We start from the raw sequence: 19,446 nt of genomic DNA, 5'->3' as shown, positions 1-19,446 counted from the left end.
ACGCTCATAACCCGCGCACGCGGCCATGGGTGGACGTCTCCCCCGAGCTTTGGCAAGATGCCCCGCCACAGCCAGGCGGAGTGGATCATTCCGGCTGAAATCCGGCGGCTGACCTGCTGGTACGCCGTATGTTCCGGGCGTTCACCGGGAGTTGCGGATCGTGTGAAGACCTCGTGCAGAATGGCCGGATGCGTATCGAACTCGCAACGGCCCCGGGTACCCCTGCCCGACCCAATGAGGACTATGCATCGGTGGCGGTTCCGGCTTCAGGGCAGGGTGGTTCGCTCGTCCTGCTCGACGGTGTGACGCCTCCACCGGACGGAACGGGCTGTCTGCACTCCGTTCCGTGGTTCACCGCGCGACTGGGCGGCGCACTGGGCGAACTGTCCGTTTCGCGAAGAGATTTGACGCTGCAGGAAGTCCTTTCGGAGGCAATCCGGCGCACCGCCGAAGCCCACCGCGAAACCTGTGACCTTTCTCACCCGCGTACGCCGCAGGCGACCGCCGTGGTGGCGCGCTGGGACGCCGAGCGGTTCGAGTATCTGGTGCTGTCCGACTCCGCCCTGCTCGTCGAGGGCCGGGACGGCACGGTCCGCGCCGTCCTGGACGACCGCCTGTCACGCCTGCCGCGCGCCTCGCTCGCCTCGGACGCGGTCGCCGACACGGCGGTACGCAACAAGGAGGACGGCTTCTTCACCGCGGCGGCCGACCCGTCCGTATCCGCACGTGCGGTGACCGGAGCGCTGCCGCGGTCGGGCGTACGAGCGGTGGCGGCGCTCACGGACGGGGCCACGCGCTGGGTGGAGAAGTTCCGCGAGGGCGACTGGAACGACTGCCTCACCTTCATCCGCAAGGAGGGCCCCCAGGCGCTCATCGACCGCGTCCGCGCCCTGGAGACCGCGGACACGGAGCGGCGGTTCCTGGGCCGCGGCAAGAGACACGACGACGCGGCGGTGGTGTACGCCGAGCTGTGAGCCGCCGGCAGGGGCCCGGCACGTGGGCGTCCACCGGCGCGGGGTTCCGCTAGCCCTCGGCGCGCGCGTTCAGATGATGGAGGAGGCGGGCCAGCTCCGCCACCTCCTTGCGGTCCCAGTCGGCGAGCTGGCGGACGTAGCGGGCGCGGCGGGCGTTGCGGACCGTGCGGAAGCGGGCGCGTCCCTCGTCGGTGAGGTGCACGAGCCAGGCGCGCCCGTCGGCGGGGTCGGGCTCCCGGGCGACGAGCCCAAGTTGCTCGAGCGCGCGCAGCTGCCGGCTCATGGTGGCCTTGCCGACGCCGATGTACGCGGCGAGTTCGGTGGCCCGCTGCTCCCCGCGCTCCTCCAGCCGTACGAGGAGTCCGTACGCCGCGGGTTCGAGGTCCGGGTGGACCTCGCGGGCCATCTCACCGGACGAGGCCCGGGCACGGCGCAGAAGGACCGTCAACTCGCGTTCCAACGAAAGGAACTCGCGGTCCGCACCGTGTTCCGGCGCCTCGAATTCGGGCGCGCGCACCGCGCCGTTTCCGGCTTCTCTGCCGGCTTCGTTCCCGTCCTCGTGCACGTCAGCACCCATGCCCCGGTTTCCCGACTCTGAAAGTTTCCCTCGATGCGCAGCCGTTGCCGCAGCTCGACCAGTATTTCGCAGGAATAGACCAACGGCAGCAGCCGGGCCCTCTTCCCTCGCCGGGATCTACGTGCGTAGAGTCTCCGGCTGAACGCACGGTTCTGACATGCGCACGCCATTGATACGGGTCAACGAGGACTCCGTCGCGATGGCGGCGTACCGGCACAGCGGCACCTTCCCCCACCTTTGGGCTCCACCGAGCTCACCGAGGCCTTCGGAGGCACGTATGCCCGTGCACAGATCCACGCACCGTCCCCACCGCTCGCGCCGCCCGGGCTTCTCGGCGGCCGGGATCCTCCTCGCGGCACTCTCCCTGCTGCTCGCGCTGCCGTTCGCGGCGCAGGCGGCCGGCACCGGCGGCGCAGCCGCCGCGGACATACCTGCGCGGGGCTCCGCCTATATGGGCATGGGAGTCGTCGAGCACGACGGACAGGGCGGGCTGCCACCGGACACCCGCGCCGTCCAGACGGAGGGCGTGGACGTCAGCAGCCACCAGGGCAACGTCACCTGGTCGACGCTCTGGAGCAGCGGCGTGAAGTGGGCCTACGTCAAGGCCACCGAGGGCACGTACTACAAGAACACCTACTTCACGCAGCAGTACAACGGTTCGTACAACGTCGGGATGATCCGCGGGTCGTACCACTTCGCGACCCCCGACACGACGACCGGCGCCACCCAGGCCAACTACTTCGTGGACAACGGCGGCGGCTGGTCCAAGGACGGCAAGACGCTGCCGGGCGCGCTGGACATCGAGTGGAACCCGTACGGAGCGGACTGCTACGGCAAGACGCAGAGCGGCATGGTCAGCTGGATCAAGAGCTTCCTGGACCAGTACAAGGCGCGTACGGGGCGGGACGCGGTGATCTACACCTCGACGAGCTGGTGGACGCTGTGCACGGGCAACTACAGCGGTTTCGCGTCGACCAACCCGCTGTGGATCGCCCGCTACAACACGACGGTCGGTGAACTCCCCGCCGGGTGGAGCTACTACACGATGTGGCAGTACACATCGACCGGCCCCACGGTCGGCGACCACAACAAGTTCAACGGGGCGCTGGACCGGGTGCAGGCACTGGCCAACGGCTGATCCCGCGGGTACGCGCGGGCCCGGGACCCACGAGGGGTCCCGGGCCTTTGCCTTCCGGTCGCGTCCGTCACTCCGCGGCCGAAACCTCCGTCACCCGGGCGCGGTCACACCGCGCTGGCCGGGCGACCCCGTCACGCCGCGACCGGAACCTCCGCCGGGGCGCCGTTCGTCGCCGGCGACAGCGCCAGCTCCAGCACCTGGCGGACGTCTGTCACCGCGTGGACGTCGAGCTTCTCCAGGACCTCGGCAGGGACGTCGTCCAGGTCGGGCTCGTTCCGCTTCGGGATGACGACCGTCGTGATCCCGGCCCGGTGGGCGGCCAGCAGCTTCTGCTTGACGCCGCCGATGGGCAGGACCCGCCCGGTCAGCGACACCTCACCGGTCATCGCCACGTCCGTACGGACCAGTCGTCCGCTGAGCAGCGACGCGAGGGCCGTCGTCATGGTGACGCCCGCGCTCGGGCCGTCCTTCGGCACCGCGCCCGCCGGGAAGTGGATGTGCACGCCCCGGTCCTTCAGATCGCCGACCGGCAGCTCCAGTTCGGCGCCGTGCGAGCGGAGGAAGGAGAGCGCGATCTGCGCGGACTCCTTCATCACGTCGCCGAGCTGGCCGGTGAGGGTCAGTCCCGCGGCGCCCGTCTCCGGGTCGGCGAGCGACGCCTCGACGTAGAGGACGTCGCCGCCCGCGCCCGTGACGGCGAGGCCGGTGGCGACACCGGGGACGGCCGTGCGCCGCTCGGCCGGGTCCTGCGCGGACTCGGGCACGTGGTGCGGCCGCCCGATCAGCCCGCGGAGGTCCCCCTCCGTGACCGTGAACGGCAGCTTCCGCTCGCCGAGTTCGTGCTGGGCCGCGACCTTGCGCAGCAGCCGCGCGATGGACCGCTCGAGGTTGCGTACGCCCGCCTCGCGCGTGTACTCACCAGCGAGCTTGCGCAGCGCGCCCTCGTCGATGGTGACCTCGTCCTTGCTGAGCCCGCCTCGCTCCAGCTGACGCGGCAGCAGGTGGTCCCGGGCGATGACGACCTTCTCGTCCTCGGTGTAGCCGTCGAGCCGGACGAGCTCCATACGGTCGAGCAGCGCCTCCGGGATGGCCTCCAGAACGTTCGCGGTGGCCAGGAACACGACGTCGCTCAGGTCGAGCTCCACCTCCAGGTAGTGGTCCCGGAAGGTGTGGTTCTGCGCGGGGTCGAGGACCTCGAGCAGGGCGGCCGCGGGGTCGCCGCGGAAGTCGGAGCCGACCTTGTCGATCTCGTCGAGCAGGACGACCGGGTTCATGGACCCGGCCTCCTTGATGGCGCGGACGATACGGCCGGGCAGGGCACCGACGTACGTACGCCGGTGACCGCGGATCTCCGCCTCGTCGCGCACGCCGCCGAGGGCGACCCGCACGAACTTCCGGCCCATCGCGTGCGCGACGCTCTCACCGAGGCTGGTCTTTCCGACACCGGGCGGGCCGACGAGCGCGAGAACGGCACCCCCGCGCCGCCCGCCGACCACGCCCAGGCCCCGGTCGGCGCGCCGCTTTCGCACCGCCAGGTATTCGGTGATCCGCTCCTTCACGTCCTCCAGGCCCGCGTGCTCGGTGTCGAGCACGGCCTTGGCGCCCTGGATGTCGTACTGGTCCTCGGTCCGCTCGTGCCACGGGAGCTCGAGCACGGTGTCGAGCCAGGTGCGGATCCAGGAGCCCTCGGGCGACTGGTCGCTGGCCCGCTCGAGCTTGTCGACCTCCTTGAGCGCGGCCTCGCGCACCTTCTCGGGAAGATCGGCGGCCTCCACGCGCGCGCGGTAGTCGTCGGGCTCGTCTTCCCCGTCCTCGCCGTTGAGCTCGCGCAGCTCCTTGCGTACGGCCTCGAGTTGGCGCCGCAGCAGGAACTCGCGCTGCTGCTTGTCGACGCCCTCCTGGACGTCCTTGGCGATGGACTCGGCCACGTCCTGCTCGGCGAGGTGCTCGCGCAGCTGCTCGGCGGCGAGCTTCAGACGCGCGACCGGGTCGGCGGTCTCCAGGAGCTCCACCTTCTGGGCGGTGGTCAGGAACGGTGAGTAGCCGGAGTTGTCCGCGAGCGCCGACACGTCGTCGATCTGCGCCACGCGGTCCACGATCTGCCACGCGCCACGCTTCTTCAGCCAGCTCGTGGCGAGCGCCTTGTACTCCTTCACGAGCTCGGCGACGGCGCCCGGCAGGGGGTCCGGCACGGTCTCGTCGACCTGCAGGCCCTCGACCCACAGCGCCGCACCCGGCCCGGTCGTCCCGGCGCCGATCTGCACGCGCCCGCGGCCGCGGATCAGCGCGCCGGGATCACCGCCGGAGAGCCGCCCGACCTGCTCGACGGTGCCGAGCACACCGGTCGCGGCGTACGTCCCGTCGACGCGTGGAACAAGCAGCACCTTCGGCTTGCTGTCGCCACTGGACCGCGCGGCGGCCTGAGCGGCCTCCACCGCGGCTCGTACGTCGGCATCCGTGAGGTCCAGCGGAACCACCATTCCGGGCAGCACGACCTCGTCGTCGAGCGGCAGCACGGGCAGGGTGAGCGGTGCGGACATCGAAGCCATGATCTCCCCTTCGGCAGTCAAGTTGAGCTGTACAGGCTCAATGCATGTGAGCCGCGGGATGTTCCCGACACGCTGTTCGCTGTGAGCGATCAAGCTGCGCGCCACCCAGGTTCGAGCCGGCGGAGACGGTCGCACCCTGGCTCGCGCCCAGCCCGGCGTTCGACGACCCGGCCTTTCGCCGTCGGCGCGACGCCGTTGGCCTTCCCGGGCGGCTACCTCCCCAGGCGGCTAATTCCCAGGACAGCGGAGCCGGTTGCCGCCAGGATGCCCGGATGGACCAGCAGACCATCAGCGCTCTCGCCCACGGCGACCACCCGATCGCGGCGCCCCTGAGCGACGCCTCCGTCGCACGGCTTCTGGAACGGGCGCTCCCGCGCGCGGGCGGTCGGCTGGGCGGCCGGCTGCTCGATCTCGGCTGCGGCTCCGGCGAGTGGCTGCTGCGGGCCCTGTCCGGACGGCCGGAGCTGCGGGCCGACGGAGTCGACCTCGCCGTCGCCGCCCTGGAGCGCGCCCGGGTCGCGGCGGCCGAGCGGGACGGCATCGGGGACCGGCTCACCCTCCACCAGCAGGACGCGACGGAATTCACGGCCTCCGACCCGTACGACCTGGTGCTCAGCGTCGGCGCCGCCCATGCCTTCGGCGGACTGCTGCCCACCCTCCGGGCCGCCCGCCGGCACCTCGCCCCGGGCGGCAGCGTGCTGGTCGGGGACGGCTTCTGGGAGCGCGAGCCCGACCGGGCGACGCTCGACGCCGGATTCGCCGCCGACGAGTTCGCCGACCTCGCCACCACCGTCGACCGGGTCGTGGCGGACGGCTGGCTCCCGGTGTACGGGCACGTCAGCACCCTCGAGGAGTGGGACGACTACGAGTGGTCCTGGACCGGGACCCTCACCCGCTGGGCCCTGGACCACCCCGACGACCCCGGTCACGACGACGCCCTGAAGGCCGCGAACGCCCACCGCGAGGCGTGGCTGCGCGGCTACCGCGGCACCCTCGGTTTCGTGACGCTGGTCCTGCGCCGGGCCGACGGCGCGTGACGGCCCTGACCGCGGCTCAGGCCGCGGCCCTGCACCATGTACGGGCCGCGGGCCGGGCACGCCACGCGGACGCGGCGGCCCGTATCGCCGCCGCCATCGGCCAGGAAGCGACCGCCTCGGCCGCCGATGTCGATCAGCTCACCACCCTTGTACGCGAGCACGCGCGCGTGACGCTCAACTTCCACCCCGACCGGCTGCTCGCGGACGGCCGCACCGTGGCCGAGTCCCTCTGCGCGGACGGGAGGTACCGCTGCCAGTACGAGACGGGTCTGTCCAACGGCAGCCGCACGGCGTATCCCGGCGGGGACCGGGACGGATGGGAGGAGCAGCTGTTCGGCCGGGCGTATCACGCACCGGGCGTCACCGCGGGCGAGCGTCCCAGGTACGGCGGGCTCAACCTGATGAAGCACCCCGATGGCGCGTGCCCGCGCTACGGCTCCTGCCATGTGCGACTGCGACCCGCCGTGCACGCCCGGGCCACCTACTGCTTCGGCGACAGCCACGTCGGCCCGGACGACATCGGCACCGTCGACGCCTTCGCGCCGGTACTCGCCGGGTTGTGCGAGACGGCACGGGACACCGGCCGGATCCTGGGTGTCACGGGCGCCGATCCGGTGGCTGTCCTGCACGAACTTCCGAAGCCCGCCCGACCCGTACGGAACGGACGGGCGCTGGACGACTACATCGAGGTGCAGGTCCACGGCCCCGTCGACCTGCACCTCGATGCGGAGGCCCTGGTCCTGGACCCGTCCTTCCGCGGTACGCGGACCGGGGCGCTGCTGCTGGAGACCGCGGCGCGCCACGGGCTCGCGGCCGAATGGCACGAGGGGTTCCGCCTGCGGGCGGAGGAACTGGACGACGAGTTCCGGGGACCGGTCATGCGCCCGCTCGGCGTCCGCATCTGCGCGGAGTTCGCCGGTCCGGACGGACTGCTGGACGCCCAGGTCCTGGGAGGCGCCGCGGCCTCGGTCGTCACCGCGCCCAAGGAGTGGGCGGAGTGGGGCACTCAGAACGAAGTGCTGCAGTACGTCAAGCAGTTGTGGCACTGCCTGGTGCAGTTCGGCGAGCCGGCCCTGCCGTCCGCGCCGCCGGGTGGACGGTCCGCAAAGAAGTGGCCGTCCAGGGGCGGCCCGACCAGGATGGGAACCATGCCAACGCCGTACAACACCCCTGTCCCGGAAGGCCCCGTCGTCCTGGACCGACGGGACGGCCCCCACGGCGAAGTGGCCCTCCGTCGCCACGGCGGGCTGCTGCAGATCATCGCCAACGGCTGCTTCCTCATGGACACATCGGACGGCCGCTCCGAGCGGCGCCTCGTGGACGCGGCCCTTGACGCGCTGGACGGCCGCAGCTCGCCCACCGTCCTCATCGGCGGTCTGGGCGTCGGCTTCTCGCTCGTCCACGCGGCACAAAACCCGCGCTGGAAGCGCATCGTTGTCGTCGAGCGCGAGGACGCGGTCATCGACTGGCACCGCTCGGGCCCGCTGTCGGAGCTCTCCGCCGAGGCGCTCGCCGATCCGCGTACGGAGATCGTGGCCGCCGACCTCGTCTCATACGTACGCGAGTCGGAAGTGACGTACGACGCACTCTGCCTGGACATCGACAACGGCCCCGGCTGGACCGTGACCGACGACAACGAGGGCCTCTACTCTCCTGCAGGGCTCGCGGCATGCCGCGAGCGGCTCACGCCGGGCGGCGTGCTCGCTGTCTGGTCCGCCCAGCCATCGCCTCGTTTTGAACAAACCTTGCGGAATGCCGGATTCAAAGGGGTCCGTACCGAAGAGGTCCCGGTTGCCCGGGGCGTTCCGGACGTAGTCCATGTTGCAACCAGGGCTGAATAGCCGAGGCACGGTCGCTGCCCGTACGCTGCTGCTCGGCGCACAGATCATTCAAGCGTCAAGCGCAGTTATGGGATCACCCCACGGATTCCGGAAAGCACAGTCAGGGGCGGGGCGATGGAGCAGACGACACAGACCTCCCACAACGGCACCGCGGCGGCCACGCCGGGTGCACAGCGCCGGGTGCTGGTGGTCGAGGACGACCCGACGATCGTCGACGCCATCTCCGCACGGCTGCGAGCCGAGGGATTCCTCGTGCAAACAGCGGGCGACGGACCGGCCGCCGTCGACACGGCCGAGGCATGGCAACCCGATCTGCTGATCCTCGATGTCATGCTCCCCGGCTTCGACGGGCTCGAGGTGTGCCGCCGGGTGCAGGCGCAGCGGCCCGTCCCGGTGATGATGCTGACCGCGCGTGACGACGAGACCGACATGCTGGTCGGGCTCGGCGTCGGCGCGGACGACTACATGACCAAGCCGTTCTCGATGCGCGAGCTGGCCGCCCGGGTGCACGTCCTGCTGCGCCGCATGGAGCGCGCCGCGCTCGCCGCGACGACCCCGCGCAGCGGCATACTGCGCCTCGGCGAGCTCGAGATCGACCACGCCCAGCGCCGGGTGCGGGTGCGCAGCGATGACGTCCACCTGACGCCCACCGAGTTCGACCTCCTGGTATGCCTCGCGAACACACCGCGCGCCGTGCTCTCCCGCGAGCAGCTGCTGGCCGAGGTCTGGGACTGGGCGGACGCCTCCGGTACCCGGACCGTCGACAGCCACATCAAGGCGCTGCGGCGCAAGATCGGCGCCGAGCGGATCCGCACGGTGCACGGCGTCGGGTACGCGCTGGAGACGCCCACGCCATGAGCACGTCGGCAGGGCCGGTAGAGACGGGTAGGGGTCCGGGCGGGGACGCGGGAGCCCCGCTCCGTCAGCCCGCGCCCGGCCGCCGGAGCGGGCCCCCCTGGGGTGCGCTGCGGCCGTTCTCCATCAAGACGAAGCTCGGCACCCTGGTCGTCGTCTCGGTGTTCATCACGACCGGACTGCTGATGGTCGCGGTGCGCACGAAGACGGAGTTCCGCTTCATCACGGTCTTCTCGGTGATAGCGACCCTGCTGATCACCCAGTTCGTGGCGCATTCCCTCACGGCTCCGCTCGACGAGATGAACGTCGTGGCCCGGTCCATCTCGCACGGCGACTACACGCGCCGGGTACGCGGCGCCGACCGGCGCGACGAGCTCGGCGACCTGGCCTCGACGATCAACCGTATGGCCGACGACCTGGAGGCGCAGGACCAGCAGCGCAAGGAGCTCGTCGCGAACGTCTCGCACGAGCTGCGCACCCCCATCGCGGCCCTGCGTGCCGTCCTGGAGAACGTCGTCGACGGCGTCTCGGCCGCCGACCCCGAGACGATGCGCACGGCCCTGAAGCAGACCGAGCGCCTGGGCCGCCTCGTCGAGACGCTCCTCGACCTGTCCCGCCTGGACAACGGCGTCGTACCGCTGAAGGCCCGCCGCTTCGAGGTGTGGCCGTACCTGTCGGGCGTGCTGAAGGAGGCCAACATGATCGCCTCACAGCGCGCGGGCATCGCCTCGGGCTCCGGCAGCCACACGCGTACGGACGTCCATCTGCACCTGGACGTGTCGCCGCCGGAGCTGACGGCGCACGCGGACCCGGAGCGGATCCACCAGGTCGTGGCCAACCTGATCGACAACGCGGTCAAGCACAGCCCGCCGCACGGCCGGGTGACGCTGCGCGCCCGGCGCGGTCCGACGCCCGAGTCGCTGGACCTGGAGGTGCAGGACGAGGGCCCGGGCATCCCGCGGTCGGAGTGGCACCGGGTCTTCGAGCGGTTCAACCGCGGCAGGTACTCCCACGCGGCCTCCAAGGGTCCGGGCAGCGACGGCGGCACGGGCCTCGGCCTGGCCATCGCGCGCTGGGCCGTGGACCTGCACGGAGGCTCGATCGGTGTGGCCGAATCCCCGCGCGGCTGCCGGATCCAGGTCACACTTCCGGGCCTGCCCCATCCGCAAAGTTGACGTAAAGTTCGAGTAGGCGGGGTCCCAAGGGGGCACGACCGCACGTCGACGTACCCGCACACAGCGAAACCACGCTTGTTTCCCGCCATTTCAAGCGCCGAAACACGGTTTTCGATGTGACTTACACGACGGATCACCGGCCCGGCCTGCACCTCTCGGCGATGGAGGCGTAGCCTTTATTCCCGCTGTCCATCACCTTGTGAAGCGGAAGAGGGCGGTTGCCGCCGTGTCGCCACAGTCCCCCAGTAACTCGAGCATCTCCACCGAGACCGACCAAGCCGGGAAGAACCCAGCTGCCGCGTTCGGTGCCAACGAGTGGCTCGTCGACGAGATCTATCAGCAGTACCTCCAGGACCCGAACTCGGTAGACCGAGCCTGGTGGGACTTCTTCGCCGACTACAAGCCAGGTGGCGGCGCCGCCACCACGGCGAAGCCGGACGGTGCTGCTGTCGCGGGGGCCCCGGCCGCGCCGAGCGCTCCCGCAGCCGCCCCGGCCCCCGTGGCCCCGAGCGCCGCCGCGCCTGCCGCTCCCGCGGCCCCGAAGCCGGCCGCCGCTCCGGCCCCCGCGGCGAAGCCCGCCGCGGCCGCTCCCGCCGCCAAGCCGGCCACGGCGAAGCCCGCCGCGAAGGCCGCGCCCGCCGAGGCGCCCGAGGGCCCCGAGTTCGTGACGCTGCGCGGCCCCTCCGCCGCCGTCGCGAAGAACATGAACGCATCCCTGGAGCTGCCGACGGCCACGTCCGTCCGCGCGGTCCCGGTGAAGCTGCTCTTCGACAACCGCATCGTCATCAACAACCACCTCAAGCGCGCCCGTGGCGGGAAGATCTCCTTCACCCACCTCATCGGGTACGCGATGGTGCAGGCCATCAAGACGATGCCGTCGATGAACTGGCACTACGCGGAGAAGGACGGCAAGCCGACCCTCGTCAAGCCGCCGCATGTCAACTTCGGCCTCGCCATCGACCTGGTGAAGCCCAACGGCGACCGCCAGCTGGTCGTCGCGGGCATCAAGAAGGCCGAGACGCTGAACTTCTTCGAGTTCTGGCAGGCCTACGAGGACATCGTCCGCCGCGCCCGCGACGGCAAGCTGACGATGGACGACTTCACCGGCGTCACGGTCTCCCTGACCAACCCGGGCGGCCTCGGCACCGTGCACTCCGTACCGCGTCTGATGCCGGGCCAGTCGGTGATCATGGGCGTCGGCTCGATGGACTACCCGGCCGAGTTCCAGGGCACGTCCCAGGACACGCTGAACAAGCTGGGCATCTCCAAGGTCATGACCCTGACCTCGACGTACGACCACCGGGTCATCCAGGGTGCGGCCTCCGGCGAGTTCCTGCGGATCGTCGCGAACTACCTCCTCGGCGAGAACGGCTTCTACGACGAGATCTTCGAGGCGCTGCGCATCCCGTACGAGCCGGTCCGCTGGCTCAAGGACATCGACGCCTCGCACGACGACGACGTCACCAAGGCCGCCCGCGTCTTCGAGCTGATCCACTCCTACCGGGTCCGCGGCCACCTCATGGCCGACACCGACCCGCTGGAGTACCGCCAGCGCAAGCACCCCGACCTGGACATCACCGAGCACGGTCTCACGCTGTGGGACCTGGAGCGCGAGTTCGCCGTCGGCGGCTTCGCCGCCAAGTCGATGATGACGCTGCGCGACGTCCTCGGCGTCCTGCGCGACTCGTACTGCCGCACCACCGGCATCGAGTACATGCACATCCAGGACCCCAAGCAGCGCAAGTGGATCCAGGACCGTGTGGAGCGCCCGCACAGCAAGCCGGAGCGCGAGGAGCAGCTGCGCATCCTGCGCCGGCTGAACGCGGCGGAGGCCTTCGAGACCTTCCTGCAGACGAAGTACGTCGGCCAGAAGCGCTTCTCGCTCGAGGGCGGCGAGTCGGTCATCCCGCTGCTCGACGCTGTGATCGACAGCGCGGCGGAGTCCCGCCTGGACGAGGTCGTCATCGGCATGGCCCACCGCGGCCGCCTGAACGTTCTGGCGAACATCGTCGGCAAGTCGTACGCGCAGATCTTCCGCGAGTTCGAGGGCAACCTCGACCCGAAGTCGATGCACGGCTCCGGCGACGTGAAGTACCACCTGGGCGCCCAGGGCACCTTCACCGGCCTGGACGGCGAGCAGATCAAGGTCTCGCTCACCGCCAACCCCTCGCACCTCGAGGCGGTCGACCCGGTCGTCGAGGGTGTCGCGCGCGCCAAGCAGGACATCATCGGCAAGGGCGGCTCGGACTTCACGGTCCTGCCGGTGGCCCTGCACGGTGACGCGGCCTTCGCTGGCCAGGGCGTCGTGGCCGAGACCCTGAACATGTCGCAGCTGCGCGGCTACCGCACGGGCGGCACGGTCCACATCGTCATCAACAACCAGGTCGGCTTCACGGCCGCGCCGGAGTCCTCGCGCTCGTCGATGTACTCCACCGACGTGGCCCGCATGATCGAGGCGCCGATCTTCCACGTGAACGGCGACGACCCGGAGGCCGTGGTCCGCGTGGCCCGCCTGGCCTTCGAGTTCCGTCAGGCGTTCAACAAGGACGTCGTCATCGACCTCATCTGCTACCGCCGCCGCGGTCACAACGAGGCCGACAACCCGTCCTTCACGCAGCCGCTGATGTACGACCTGATCGACAAGAAGCGCTCGGTGCGCAAGCTGTACACCGAGTCCCTGATCGGCCGCGGCGACATCACGCTGGAAGAGGCCGAGCAGGCCCTGCAGGACTACCAGGGCCAGCTGGAGAAGGTCTTCACGGAGGTCCGCGAGGCCACCTCGCAGCCCGCCGAGGCCCAGGTCCCGGACGCCAAGGCCGAGTTCCCGGTGGCCGTCACCACCGCGATCTCCCAGGAGATCGTGAAGCGGATCGCCGAGTCCCAGGTCAACATCCCCGACCGGATCACCGTCCACCCGCGTCTGCTGCCGCAGCTGCAGCGCCGCGCGACCATGGTCGAGGACGGCACGATCGACTGGGCGATGGGCGAGACCCTGGCGTTCGGTTCGCTGCTGCTCGAGGGCACCCCGGTCCGGCTGTCCGGCCAGGACTCCCGCCGTGGCACGTTCGGCCAGCGCCACGCGGTGCTGGTGGACCGCGAGACGGGCGAGGACTACACCCCGCTCCTGTACCTCTCGGACGACCAGGCCCGCTTCAACGTCTACGACTCGCTCCTGTCCGAGTACGCGGCGATGGGCTTCGAGTACGGCTACTCCCTGGCCCGCCCGGAGGCGCTGGTCCTCTGGGAGGCGCAGTTCGGTGACTTCGTCAACGGCGCACAGACGGTCGTGGACGAGTTCATCTCGTCGGCCGAGCAGAAGTGGGGCCAGACGTCCGGCGTCACCCTGCTCCTGCCCCACGGCTACGAGGGCCAGGGCCCGGACCACTCCTCGGCCCGCCCGGAGCGCTTCCTGCAGATCTGCGCGCAGAACAACATGACGGTCGCCATGCCGACCCTCCCGTCGAACTACTTCCACCTCCTGCGGTGGCAGGTGCACAACCCGCACCACAAGCCGCTGGTCGTCTTCACGCCGAAGTCGATGCTGCGCCTCAAGGCCGCGGCCTCGAAGACGGAGGAGTTCACCACGGGCGGCTTCCGCCCCGTCATCGGCGACGCGACGGCCGATCCGGCCGCGGTCCGCAGGGTCGTCTTCACCTCCGGCAAGGTCTACTACGACCTGGAGGCCGCGCGCGTGAAGCGCGGCGCCACGGACACGGCGATCATCCGCCTCGAGCGCCTGTACCCGCTGCCGGGTGCGGAGCTCCAGCAGGAGATCGCCAAGTACCCGAACGCCGAGAAGTACCTGTGGGCCCAGGAGGAGCCGGCCAACCAGGGCGCCTGGCCGTTCATCGCCCTGAACCTGATCGACCACCTGGACCTGGCGGTCGGCGAGGACGTCCCGGCCCGCGAGCGCCTGCGCCGTATCTCGCGCCCGCACTCGTCGTCCCCGGCGGTGGGCTCGGCGAAGCGGCACCAGGCCGAGCAGGAGCAGCTGGTGCGTGAGGTGTTCGAGGCCTGAGCCTCGGAACCTGTATCAGTGCACCTGAATCAGGTGACTGACCGGAGGGCCCGGCCCCGAGTTCTCGGACTCGGGGCCGGGCCCTCCGGCGTCTGAGGGTGCTGTCCCGGGAGGGTGCGCCACCCCATACCCTGTGGGAGAGGAACCCATCCGCATCAGGAGCACGACTTGTACTTCACCGACCGCGGCATCGAGGAACTGGAGAAGCGGCGCGGCGAGGAGGAGATCACCTTCGAGTGGCTCGCCGAGCAGCTGCGTACGTTCGTCGATCTGAACCCCGACTTCGAGGTCCCGGTCGAGCGGCTGGCCACCTGGCTGGCGCGGCTGGACGACGAGGACGACGAGTAGCGTCCGTTTCCGGGCGTCGGCAGGTACTCGGGCCTCAGTCCCGCGCGCCCGTCCGGTCGTACGCGAGTCCGAGCACTCCGTGGATGAGGAGCAGCGAGCCCGCGACGACCCACCCCGCGCTGCGGTGGCGTACGCCCCAGAGGGCGAGTGGCAGGCCGGTGGCCAGCTGGGCTGCGGAGAGCGCGCGGGCTTTCGGGCCCCGGAGCCAGGGGGCGAGACGGGTTTCGGCGACCGCGTCGAACTGGTCGCGGGCGGCGTCGCGCCAGCCGGGCCATTCGATCTGCCGGGCGTCCGGCTGAATGCGGGCGACGTCCCGGAGGCGGTGGGCCGGCTCGCCGGGGATGAGTCCGGCGGGAAGCGTCAGCCCCGCGCGCGTGAGGACCGCGATCAGGCCGAGCATGCGGGCGCGCGCGTCGGCCTCCGTGTCCGTCCTGGTCAGTTCGTCCAGGGACTGCATGTCCAGCACCGGGTCGAGGGCGAGCCGGGCCGCGAAGGTGCGCATCGCCTCGTCCTGGCCGAGCGGTGTGCCGTTCGCCAGCCACTCGTAGCCGACCGTGCGGCGGAATCCCGAGGCGAGGGTGTAGCCGCTGCGGTCGTCGTCCCACCACAGGGCGAGTGCGGGCCAGGGCGCGCCTACGGCGAGGGCTGCGGCCCAGCCGCCCAGTACCCGGTCGACGGGTTCACCGCCGTGCACCCACGGTGTGCCCTCCGGTACGAGCACGCTCCACTCCGGCCCCGCCTGGGCAAGCAGCATCCGCTCCCGCAGCAGCTGCGCGGCCGGCGCCACTGCGGCGGGCTCGGCCCGGCACAACAGCAGCGCCCCGGCGGCACTGGCATACGCGGATTCGGCGTCGGTGGCGGCTGAGGCGTCGGGCGACATACCCCCACGCTAGGGCACATACCGGCCGATCAGCGTACATGCCCGGGTCGGGCAGCGGCCGCGGGCGGCGGGTTCCCCGGAACGGGTGTCTTGATGTGTCTTGACTTTCCGTGGCCGCGATATATCGTGTATGCGAGAAGACGCGATATGGCGCGTCACCCGCAGCGTCACGCCTCAGCGCCTCGGCGCCGGGGCGACGTCACTCCGCCCGAGGAGGCCGGTCCCATGCCCGAGTGGTCCGTCGCAGAGCCGAAGAAGCTCACGTTCGACGCCCCGGTGACGGCACTGCACGTGCGCATCGTCAACGGCACGGTGAACGTGGTCGGCACCGACGAAGCCGTACTGAACCGCGAGGGCGGCGCACGGCTCGAGGTGTCGGAGATAGAGGGCCCGCCCCTGGTCGTCACGCAGGCGGGCTCCACGCTGACCGTGGCGTACGAGGACCTGCCGTGGAAGGGCTTCCTCAAGTGGCTCGACCGCAAGGGCTGGCGGCGCAGCGCGGTGGTGTCGCTGGCCGTTCCGTCGGGCACGGCCGTCGAGGTGGGCGTCGTGGGCGCCGGAGCGGTCGTCTCGGGAATCGAGGGGCGCACGGAGGTCAAGGGCGTCACCGGCGACACCACGCTGCTCGGGCTCTCGGGGAGCACCAGGGCCGACACCGTCTCGGGCAACGTCGAGGCCCAGGCCGTCAGGGGCGACCTCCGCTTCAACTCCGTTTCCGGCGACCTGACGGTCGTCGAGGGCGCGGGGTCATGCGTACGAGCCGATTCGGTGAGCGGTTCCATGATCGTGGACCTCGACCCGAAGGACGGTCCCACGGACGTCAGCCTCACGAGCGTGTCCGGCGAGATCGCGATCCGCCTGCCGCATCCGGCGGACGCGGAGGTGGAGGCGAACACGGCGAGCGGGACGGTGTCGAACGCCTTCGAGGACCTGCGGGTCAGCGGCCAGTGGGGCGCCAAGAAGATCACCGGTCGGCTGGGCGCGGGCAACGGAAAGCTGAAGGCGACGACGGTGTCGGGCTCGATCGCGTTGCTGCGCAGGCCACCCGTCGAGGACGGTCCGGCGGACGGGCCCCTGGACGGCCCACCCGCTGACGCCCCCTCCCCGGATGCGCCGTCCCCTGATGTGCCGTCCACGTCCGTTGACGGCCCGACCGCCGGCCCGACCGACAAGAAGGTGCTCTGACATGCCGCCCGTCTTCGCCCACGGCCGACTGCGCCTGTACCTGCTGAAGCTGCTGGACGAGGCGCCGCGGCACGGCTACGAGGTGATCCGCCTCCTGGAGGAGCGCTTCCAGGGCCTGTACGCGCCTTCGGCGGGCACGGTGTACCCGCGCCTGGCGAAGCTGGAGGCCGAGGGCCTGGTCACGCACACCACGGAGGGCGGCCGCAAGGTCTACGCGATCACCGACGCGGGACGGGACGAACTGGCCGACCGCAGCGGCGAGCTGGCCGACCTCGAGCTGGAGATCCGCGAGTCGGTGGCGGAGCTCGCCGCGGAGATCCGCGCCGATGTGAGCGGAGCGGCGGGCGACCTGCGACGCGACATACGGGCCGCGGCGCAGGAGGCCCGCAGCACGTCGCGTGCAGGCGCGGCGGGCAAGGGGTTCCCGGAGGCGTCGGACTACTTCGACGGGGCATGGGGCGACAAGGAGGCGTGGCGCCAGGCCAAGGAGGACTTCAAGCGCGCCAAGCAGGAGTGGAAGGAGCAGGCGCGGCGCGCGAAGGACGAGAGCCGCCGGGCCCGCGAGGAGGCTATGCGGGCACGCCGCCAGGCCAAGGAGGCCCAGGAGAAGGCGCGCGCCCAGGCGGCGGAGGAGTTCCAGCGCGTCGCCGAGCGCATACAGGACCAGGTGCAGGACCACTTCGCACGGGGTGACTGGCCGACAGGGGTACGGGAGGGTCTCACCGAACTGGCCAAGGAGTTCGGCGACTTCGGCAAGTACGGCTGGAAGGAGTCCGGCAAGGACTCCGGTGCTGCGGAGCGCCCTGGCACCGCGGAGCCGCGTCCTGCCGCTCCGGAGCCGGAGTTCCTGGGCGAGCAGGAGGGCTTCCCCGCCGACCTGGAACCGGGCTGGGCCCATGAGGCGTCGACCGGCGACCCGGCACGTGACCTGGACCGTCTCCTGGACCGCTTCCGCGACGACATCCGCGACGCGGCCCGCGACCAGGGCGTGACAGAGGAACAACTCCGCGACGCGCGCCGCCATTTGTCGACGGCGGCGGCGCATATCGGAGCGGTGCTGCGGACCCCCAGGGCGTGACGCCGGCCTCGGATGGTGCGGCACCCGGAAGCGGTCGGCGCCTCGGCGCACAAGGGGGGCCAAGACCGGGCTCAGCCGGGCCGGGGGTGGGCCAAGACCGGGCTCAGCCGTGCCTCAGCCGCACTGCCAGAGGAAGCGCCCTTCCTTGCCGTCCGGCGAGACGAAGGCATAACCGACGCCCGCATCTCCGAAGTTGACGTAGAACGGCAGGCCGCAGGAGTCCAGCTGGACCACCAGCCGCCAGCCCTCGCCAGGAGTCTCCTCGCCCTGCAGCCACTGCGGTTCGATGTCGGGCCCGCCGAGGAACTGCCAGGGCTCGCCATCCGGATCTGCTTCCTGACCGTCCGGGTCCGTCTCGGCAGGGCGCGGGAGATGGTCGGGGCCCACGGTCGGACCCTCCGCCTGGGGCCCGACGGCGACGAAGTCCGGAATGCGGCCGCCGGGCTGGACAATCACGGCGTTCTCGCCGCCCTCCGGTTCGTAGGTGCCGTCGACCCACTCGTCATCGTCGCCCGTCATGAAGAGATAGCCGAGGCCACCGCCGTCCAGCTCGAACTGGGCGAGGAACTGCATCGGTTCACCGGTCTCACGCGACAGCGGCCACTGCGGCTCCTCCAGCCAGACCGGCTGCCCGCCGGCCTTCGTCACCGGCTCGCGAACAGGTGCATTCGCGGGATGGAACACCACGGCCACGGGCATCGACACGGACGAGGACGGGGATTCGGAAGCGGACAGGGGTGACGGGGGTATGGACACGGGCACTCCACTGGACCAGGGCAACCGGGGCGTCACCCACCCTAGAACCCACCACTGACACCACCCCAGCATCTCGGTGTCAGCCCGCCTTCGCCTCTCCCCCACCGCCCAGCACCCGCTCCACCGCCCCGTACGTCACGCCGTGGTCGGCGAGCACTTCGGCGGCGATGCCGGAGCGGGCGGTCAGGGCGAGGAGGATGTGTTCGTCGCCGATGGAGCGGTCGCGCCGGCCGAGCGCGATGCGCAGAGACTTCTCCAAAGTGCTCTTGGCCTCCGGGCTGAAGGGGCGGCGGCCCGTAAGCCGGCCCCGGTCCCGGTCCCGCCGGCCCTTCCCGTCCGTGTCGCCGGCCAGCGCACCCACCCCGTGGGCTTCCTCCACCCGGGACACGATCTCGGTCACGTCGATGCCGAGCCCCGCAAGCGCATCCGTGTCGGCCTGCGACAGTCCGCCGCGCCGCCGCGCCTCGGCCAGCGAGTGCTCGACGGACTCCCGTCGGCCGGCGACACCCAGCGAGGCAAGGGCGAACGAGGCCCGGCTGCCCTCCCTGTCGAGGAGGGCGAGCAGCAGATGCTCCTCGCCAACGGAGCCCGCATCCACCCGCTCGGCATGATGGACCGCGTCTGCCACCACAGCGCGGGCATGCTTCGTAAACCGCTCGAACATCAGCGCCTCCCGTACTTCTTGTGCACGGCCTGCCTGCTTACGCCGAGCTCCGCGGCGATCTCCTGCCACGACCAGCCCTGATTGCGCGCACTGCGCACCTGAACCGCTTCGAGCTGCTCGAGCAGCCGCCGCAACGCGGCGACGGCCCGCAGCCCGACACGCGGATCGCGATCACCTGCACGCTCGGCGAGATCCGTTGCTTCGGTCATGCATGTCAACTTACATTGACAAGCCGATATCCGTCAACCGCAGTTGACAAGGCGCTCATACGCAGTCGCCGCCTGAAAACGGACAGGTCCCCCCAGGGCAGTTGCCCCGGGAGGACCCGGCCAGCCATTCACGCGATGGCACTCGACGAGTGCTCACACAGT

General features: G+C 70.9%; 16 protein-coding genes and 1 pseudogene. 11 read left to right on the top strand and 6 right to left on the bottom strand.

The features are described 5' to 3' along the window. Positions 1-188: 188 nt before the first annotated feature. Positions 189-974 carry a protein phosphatase 2C domain-containing protein gene (locus tag ABT009_RS19410; protein ID WP_351295850.1) on the top strand — a complete coding sequence of 262 codons (786 nt, stop codon included), beginning with the start codon at positions 189-191 and terminating at the stop codon, positions 972-974. Positions 975-1,023: 49 nt separating this feature from the next. On the opposite strand, the gene ABT009_RS19405 is transcribed toward ABT009_RS19410, so the two are convergent. Beyond that, positions 1,024-1,551, bottom strand: a complete 528-nt coding sequence (locus ABT009_RS19405) for a MarR family winged helix-turn-helix transcriptional regulator (protein ID WP_351295847.1) — start codon at positions 1,549-1,551, stop codon at positions 1,024-1,026. 277 nt (positions 1,552-1,828) lie between these two features. Between ABT009_RS19405 and ABT009_RS19400 the strand changes: the two genes are divergently transcribed. Beyond that, on the top strand, positions 1,829-2,689 hold the full coding sequence (locus ABT009_RS19400; RefSeq protein ID WP_351295844.1) for a lysozyme: 861 nt from the start codon (positions 1,829-1,831) through the stop codon (positions 2,687-2,689). A 131-nt stretch (positions 2,690-2,820) separates the two neighbouring features. Here the strand turns inward: ABT009_RS19400 and lon are convergent, their stop codons facing one another. Further along, positions 2,821-5,238 carry an endopeptidase La gene (lon, locus tag ABT009_RS19395; RefSeq protein ID WP_351295841.1) on the bottom strand — a complete coding sequence of 806 codons (2,418 nt, stop codon included), beginning with the start codon at positions 5,236-5,238 and terminating at the stop codon, positions 2,821-2,823. 272 nt (positions 5,239-5,510) lie between these two features. On the opposite strand from lon, the gene ABT009_RS19390 reads away from it, so the two are divergent. From ABT009_RS19390 to ABT009_RS19360, 7 genes and pseudogenes are all read left to right on the top strand, one after another. Then, positions 5,511-6,275, top strand: a complete 765-nt coding sequence (locus ABT009_RS19390) for an SAM-dependent methyltransferase (RefSeq protein WP_351295838.1) — start codon at positions 5,511-5,513, stop codon at positions 6,273-6,275. Beyond that, positions 6,206-7,324 (top strand): annotated as a pseudogene (locus ABT009_RS19385) (DUF3626 domain-containing protein); the annotation flags it as partial. The gene ABT009_RS19390 and the pseudogene ABT009_RS19385, both read left to right, overlap by 70 nt. A gap of 99 nt (positions 7,325-7,423) precedes the next feature. Next, entirely contained in the window at positions 7,424-8,116 is a 693-nt protein-coding gene (locus ABT009_RS19380; protein WP_351296038.1) for a spermine/spermidine synthase domain-containing protein, read from the top strand. A 114-nt stretch (positions 8,117-8,230) separates the two neighbouring features. After that, entirely contained in the window at positions 8,231-8,974 is a 744-nt protein-coding gene (locus tag ABT009_RS19375; RefSeq protein ID WP_351295835.1) for a response regulator transcription factor, read from the top strand. Further along, on the top strand, positions 8,971-10,146 hold the full coding sequence (locus tag ABT009_RS19370) for a HAMP domain-containing sensor histidine kinase (RefSeq protein ID WP_351295832.1): 1,176 nt from the start codon (positions 8,971-8,973) through the stop codon (positions 10,144-10,146). Before ABT009_RS19375 ends, ABT009_RS19370 begins: the two co-directional genes overlap by 4 nt. 226 nt (positions 10,147-10,372) lie before the next feature. Further along, on the top strand, positions 10,373-14,164 hold the full coding sequence (locus ABT009_RS19365) for a multifunctional oxoglutarate decarboxylase/oxoglutarate dehydrogenase thiamine pyrophosphate-binding subunit/dihydrolipoyllysine-residue succinyltransferase subunit (protein WP_351295829.1): 3,792 nt from the start codon (positions 10,373-10,375) through the stop codon (positions 14,162-14,164). A 168-nt stretch (positions 14,165-14,332) separates the two neighbouring features. Further along, positions 14,333-14,512, top strand: a complete 180-nt coding sequence (locus tag ABT009_RS19360) for a DUF6104 family protein (RefSeq protein WP_028420339.1) — start codon at positions 14,333-14,335, stop codon at positions 14,510-14,512. Positions 14,513-14,546: 34 nt separating this feature from the next. Here ABT009_RS19360 and ABT009_RS19355 read toward each other — a convergent pair whose 3' ends face one another. After that, entirely contained in the window at positions 14,547-15,392 is an 846-nt protein-coding gene (locus ABT009_RS19355) for a hypothetical protein (protein ID WP_351295825.1), read from the bottom strand. 225 nt (positions 15,393-15,617) lie between these two features. Between ABT009_RS19355 and ABT009_RS19350 the strand changes: the two genes are divergently transcribed. Then, positions 15,618-16,577 (top strand): DUF4097 family beta strand repeat-containing protein, encoded by a 960-nt coding sequence (locus ABT009_RS19350; protein WP_351295822.1) that lies wholly within the window; start codon positions 15,618-15,620, stop codon positions 16,575-16,577. Position 16,578: 1 nt separating this feature from the next. Next, complete coding sequence (locus ABT009_RS19345; RefSeq protein WP_351295819.1) at positions 16,579-17,655, top strand: helix-turn-helix transcriptional regulator; 1,077 nt, start codon at positions 16,579-16,581, stop codon at positions 17,653-17,655. Between the two features lie 114 nt (positions 17,656-17,769). On the opposite strand, the gene ABT009_RS19340 is transcribed toward ABT009_RS19345, so the two are convergent. From ABT009_RS19340 to ABT009_RS19330, 3 genes are all read right to left on the bottom strand, one after another. Continuing rightward, complete coding sequence (locus tag ABT009_RS19340) at positions 17,770-18,411, bottom strand: YwqG family protein (protein ID WP_351295816.1); 642 nt, start codon at positions 18,409-18,411, stop codon at positions 17,770-17,772. A gap of 79 nt (positions 18,412-18,490) precedes the next feature. Further along, a complete protein-coding gene (locus ABT009_RS19335) occupies positions 18,491-19,075 on the bottom strand; it encodes a Clp protease N-terminal domain-containing protein (RefSeq protein WP_351295813.1) in 585 nt (194 codons plus the stop codon). Further along, positions 19,075-19,284 (bottom strand): helix-turn-helix domain-containing protein, encoded by a 210-nt coding sequence (locus tag ABT009_RS19330; RefSeq protein ID WP_003997975.1) that lies wholly within the window; start codon positions 19,282-19,284, stop codon positions 19,075-19,077. The genes ABT009_RS19335 and ABT009_RS19330 overlap by 1 nt, the downstream gene beginning before the upstream one ends. Positions 19,285-19,446: the final 162 nt, after the last annotated feature.

This window comes from Streptomyces sp. NPDC002896 (genome assembly GCF_040295225.1).
In the GTDB taxonomy this organism is placed as follows: Bacteria; Actinomycetota; Actinomycetes; order Streptomycetales; family Streptomycetaceae; genus Streptomyces.
Note: the sequence above shows the minus strand (reverse complement) of the source record. Positions and strands in the feature narration are given on the sequence as shown.

Bases quoted from the DNA above. Each gene is read 5' to 3' on its own strand.
- ABT009_RS19330 (WP_003997975.1), bottom strand. From the start codon at position 19,284: ATGACCGAAGCAACGGATCTCGCCGAGCGTGCAGGTGATCGCGATCCG.
- ABT009_RS19355 (WP_351295825.1), bottom strand. From the start codon at position 15,392: ATGTCGCCCGACGCCTCAGCCGCCACCGACGCCGAATCCGCGTATGCC.
- ABT009_RS19405 (WP_351295847.1), bottom strand. From the start codon at position 1,551: ATGGGTGCTGACGTGCACGAGGACGGGAACGAAGCCGGCAGAGAAGCC.
- ABT009_RS19370 (WP_351295832.1), top strand. From the start codon at position 8,971: ATGAGCACGTCGGCAGGGCCGGTAGAGACGGGTAGGGGTCCGGGCGGG.
- ABT009_RS19375 (WP_351295835.1), top strand. From the start codon at position 8,231: ATGGAGCAGACGACACAGACCTCCCACAACGGCACCGCGGCGGCCACG.
- ABT009_RS19345 (WP_351295819.1), top strand. From the start codon at position 16,579: ATGCCGCCCGTCTTCGCCCACGGCCGACTGCGCCTGTACCTGCTGAAG.
- ABT009_RS19410 (WP_351295850.1), top strand. From the start codon at position 189: ATGCGTATCGAACTCGCAACGGCCCCGGGTACCCCTGCCCGACCCAAT.
- lon (WP_351295841.1), bottom strand. From the start codon at position 5,238: ATGGCTTCGATGTCCGCACCGCTCACCCTGCCCGTGCTGCCGCTCGAC.
- ABT009_RS19335 (WP_351295813.1), bottom strand. From the start codon at position 19,075: ATGTTCGAGCGGTTTACGAAGCATGCCCGCGCTGTGGTGGCAGACGCG.
- ABT009_RS19390 (WP_351295838.1), top strand. From the start codon at position 5,511: ATGGACCAGCAGACCATCAGCGCTCTCGCCCACGGCGACCACCCGATC.
- ABT009_RS19400 (WP_351295844.1), top strand. From the start codon at position 1,829: ATGCCCGTGCACAGATCCACGCACCGTCCCCACCGCTCGCGCCGCCCG.
- ABT009_RS19380 (WP_351296038.1), top strand. From the start codon at position 7,424: ATGCCAACGCCGTACAACACCCCTGTCCCGGAAGGCCCCGTCGTCCTG.
- ABT009_RS19350 (WP_351295822.1), top strand. From the start codon at position 15,618: ATGCCCGAGTGGTCCGTCGCAGAGCCGAAGAAGCTCACGTTCGACGCC.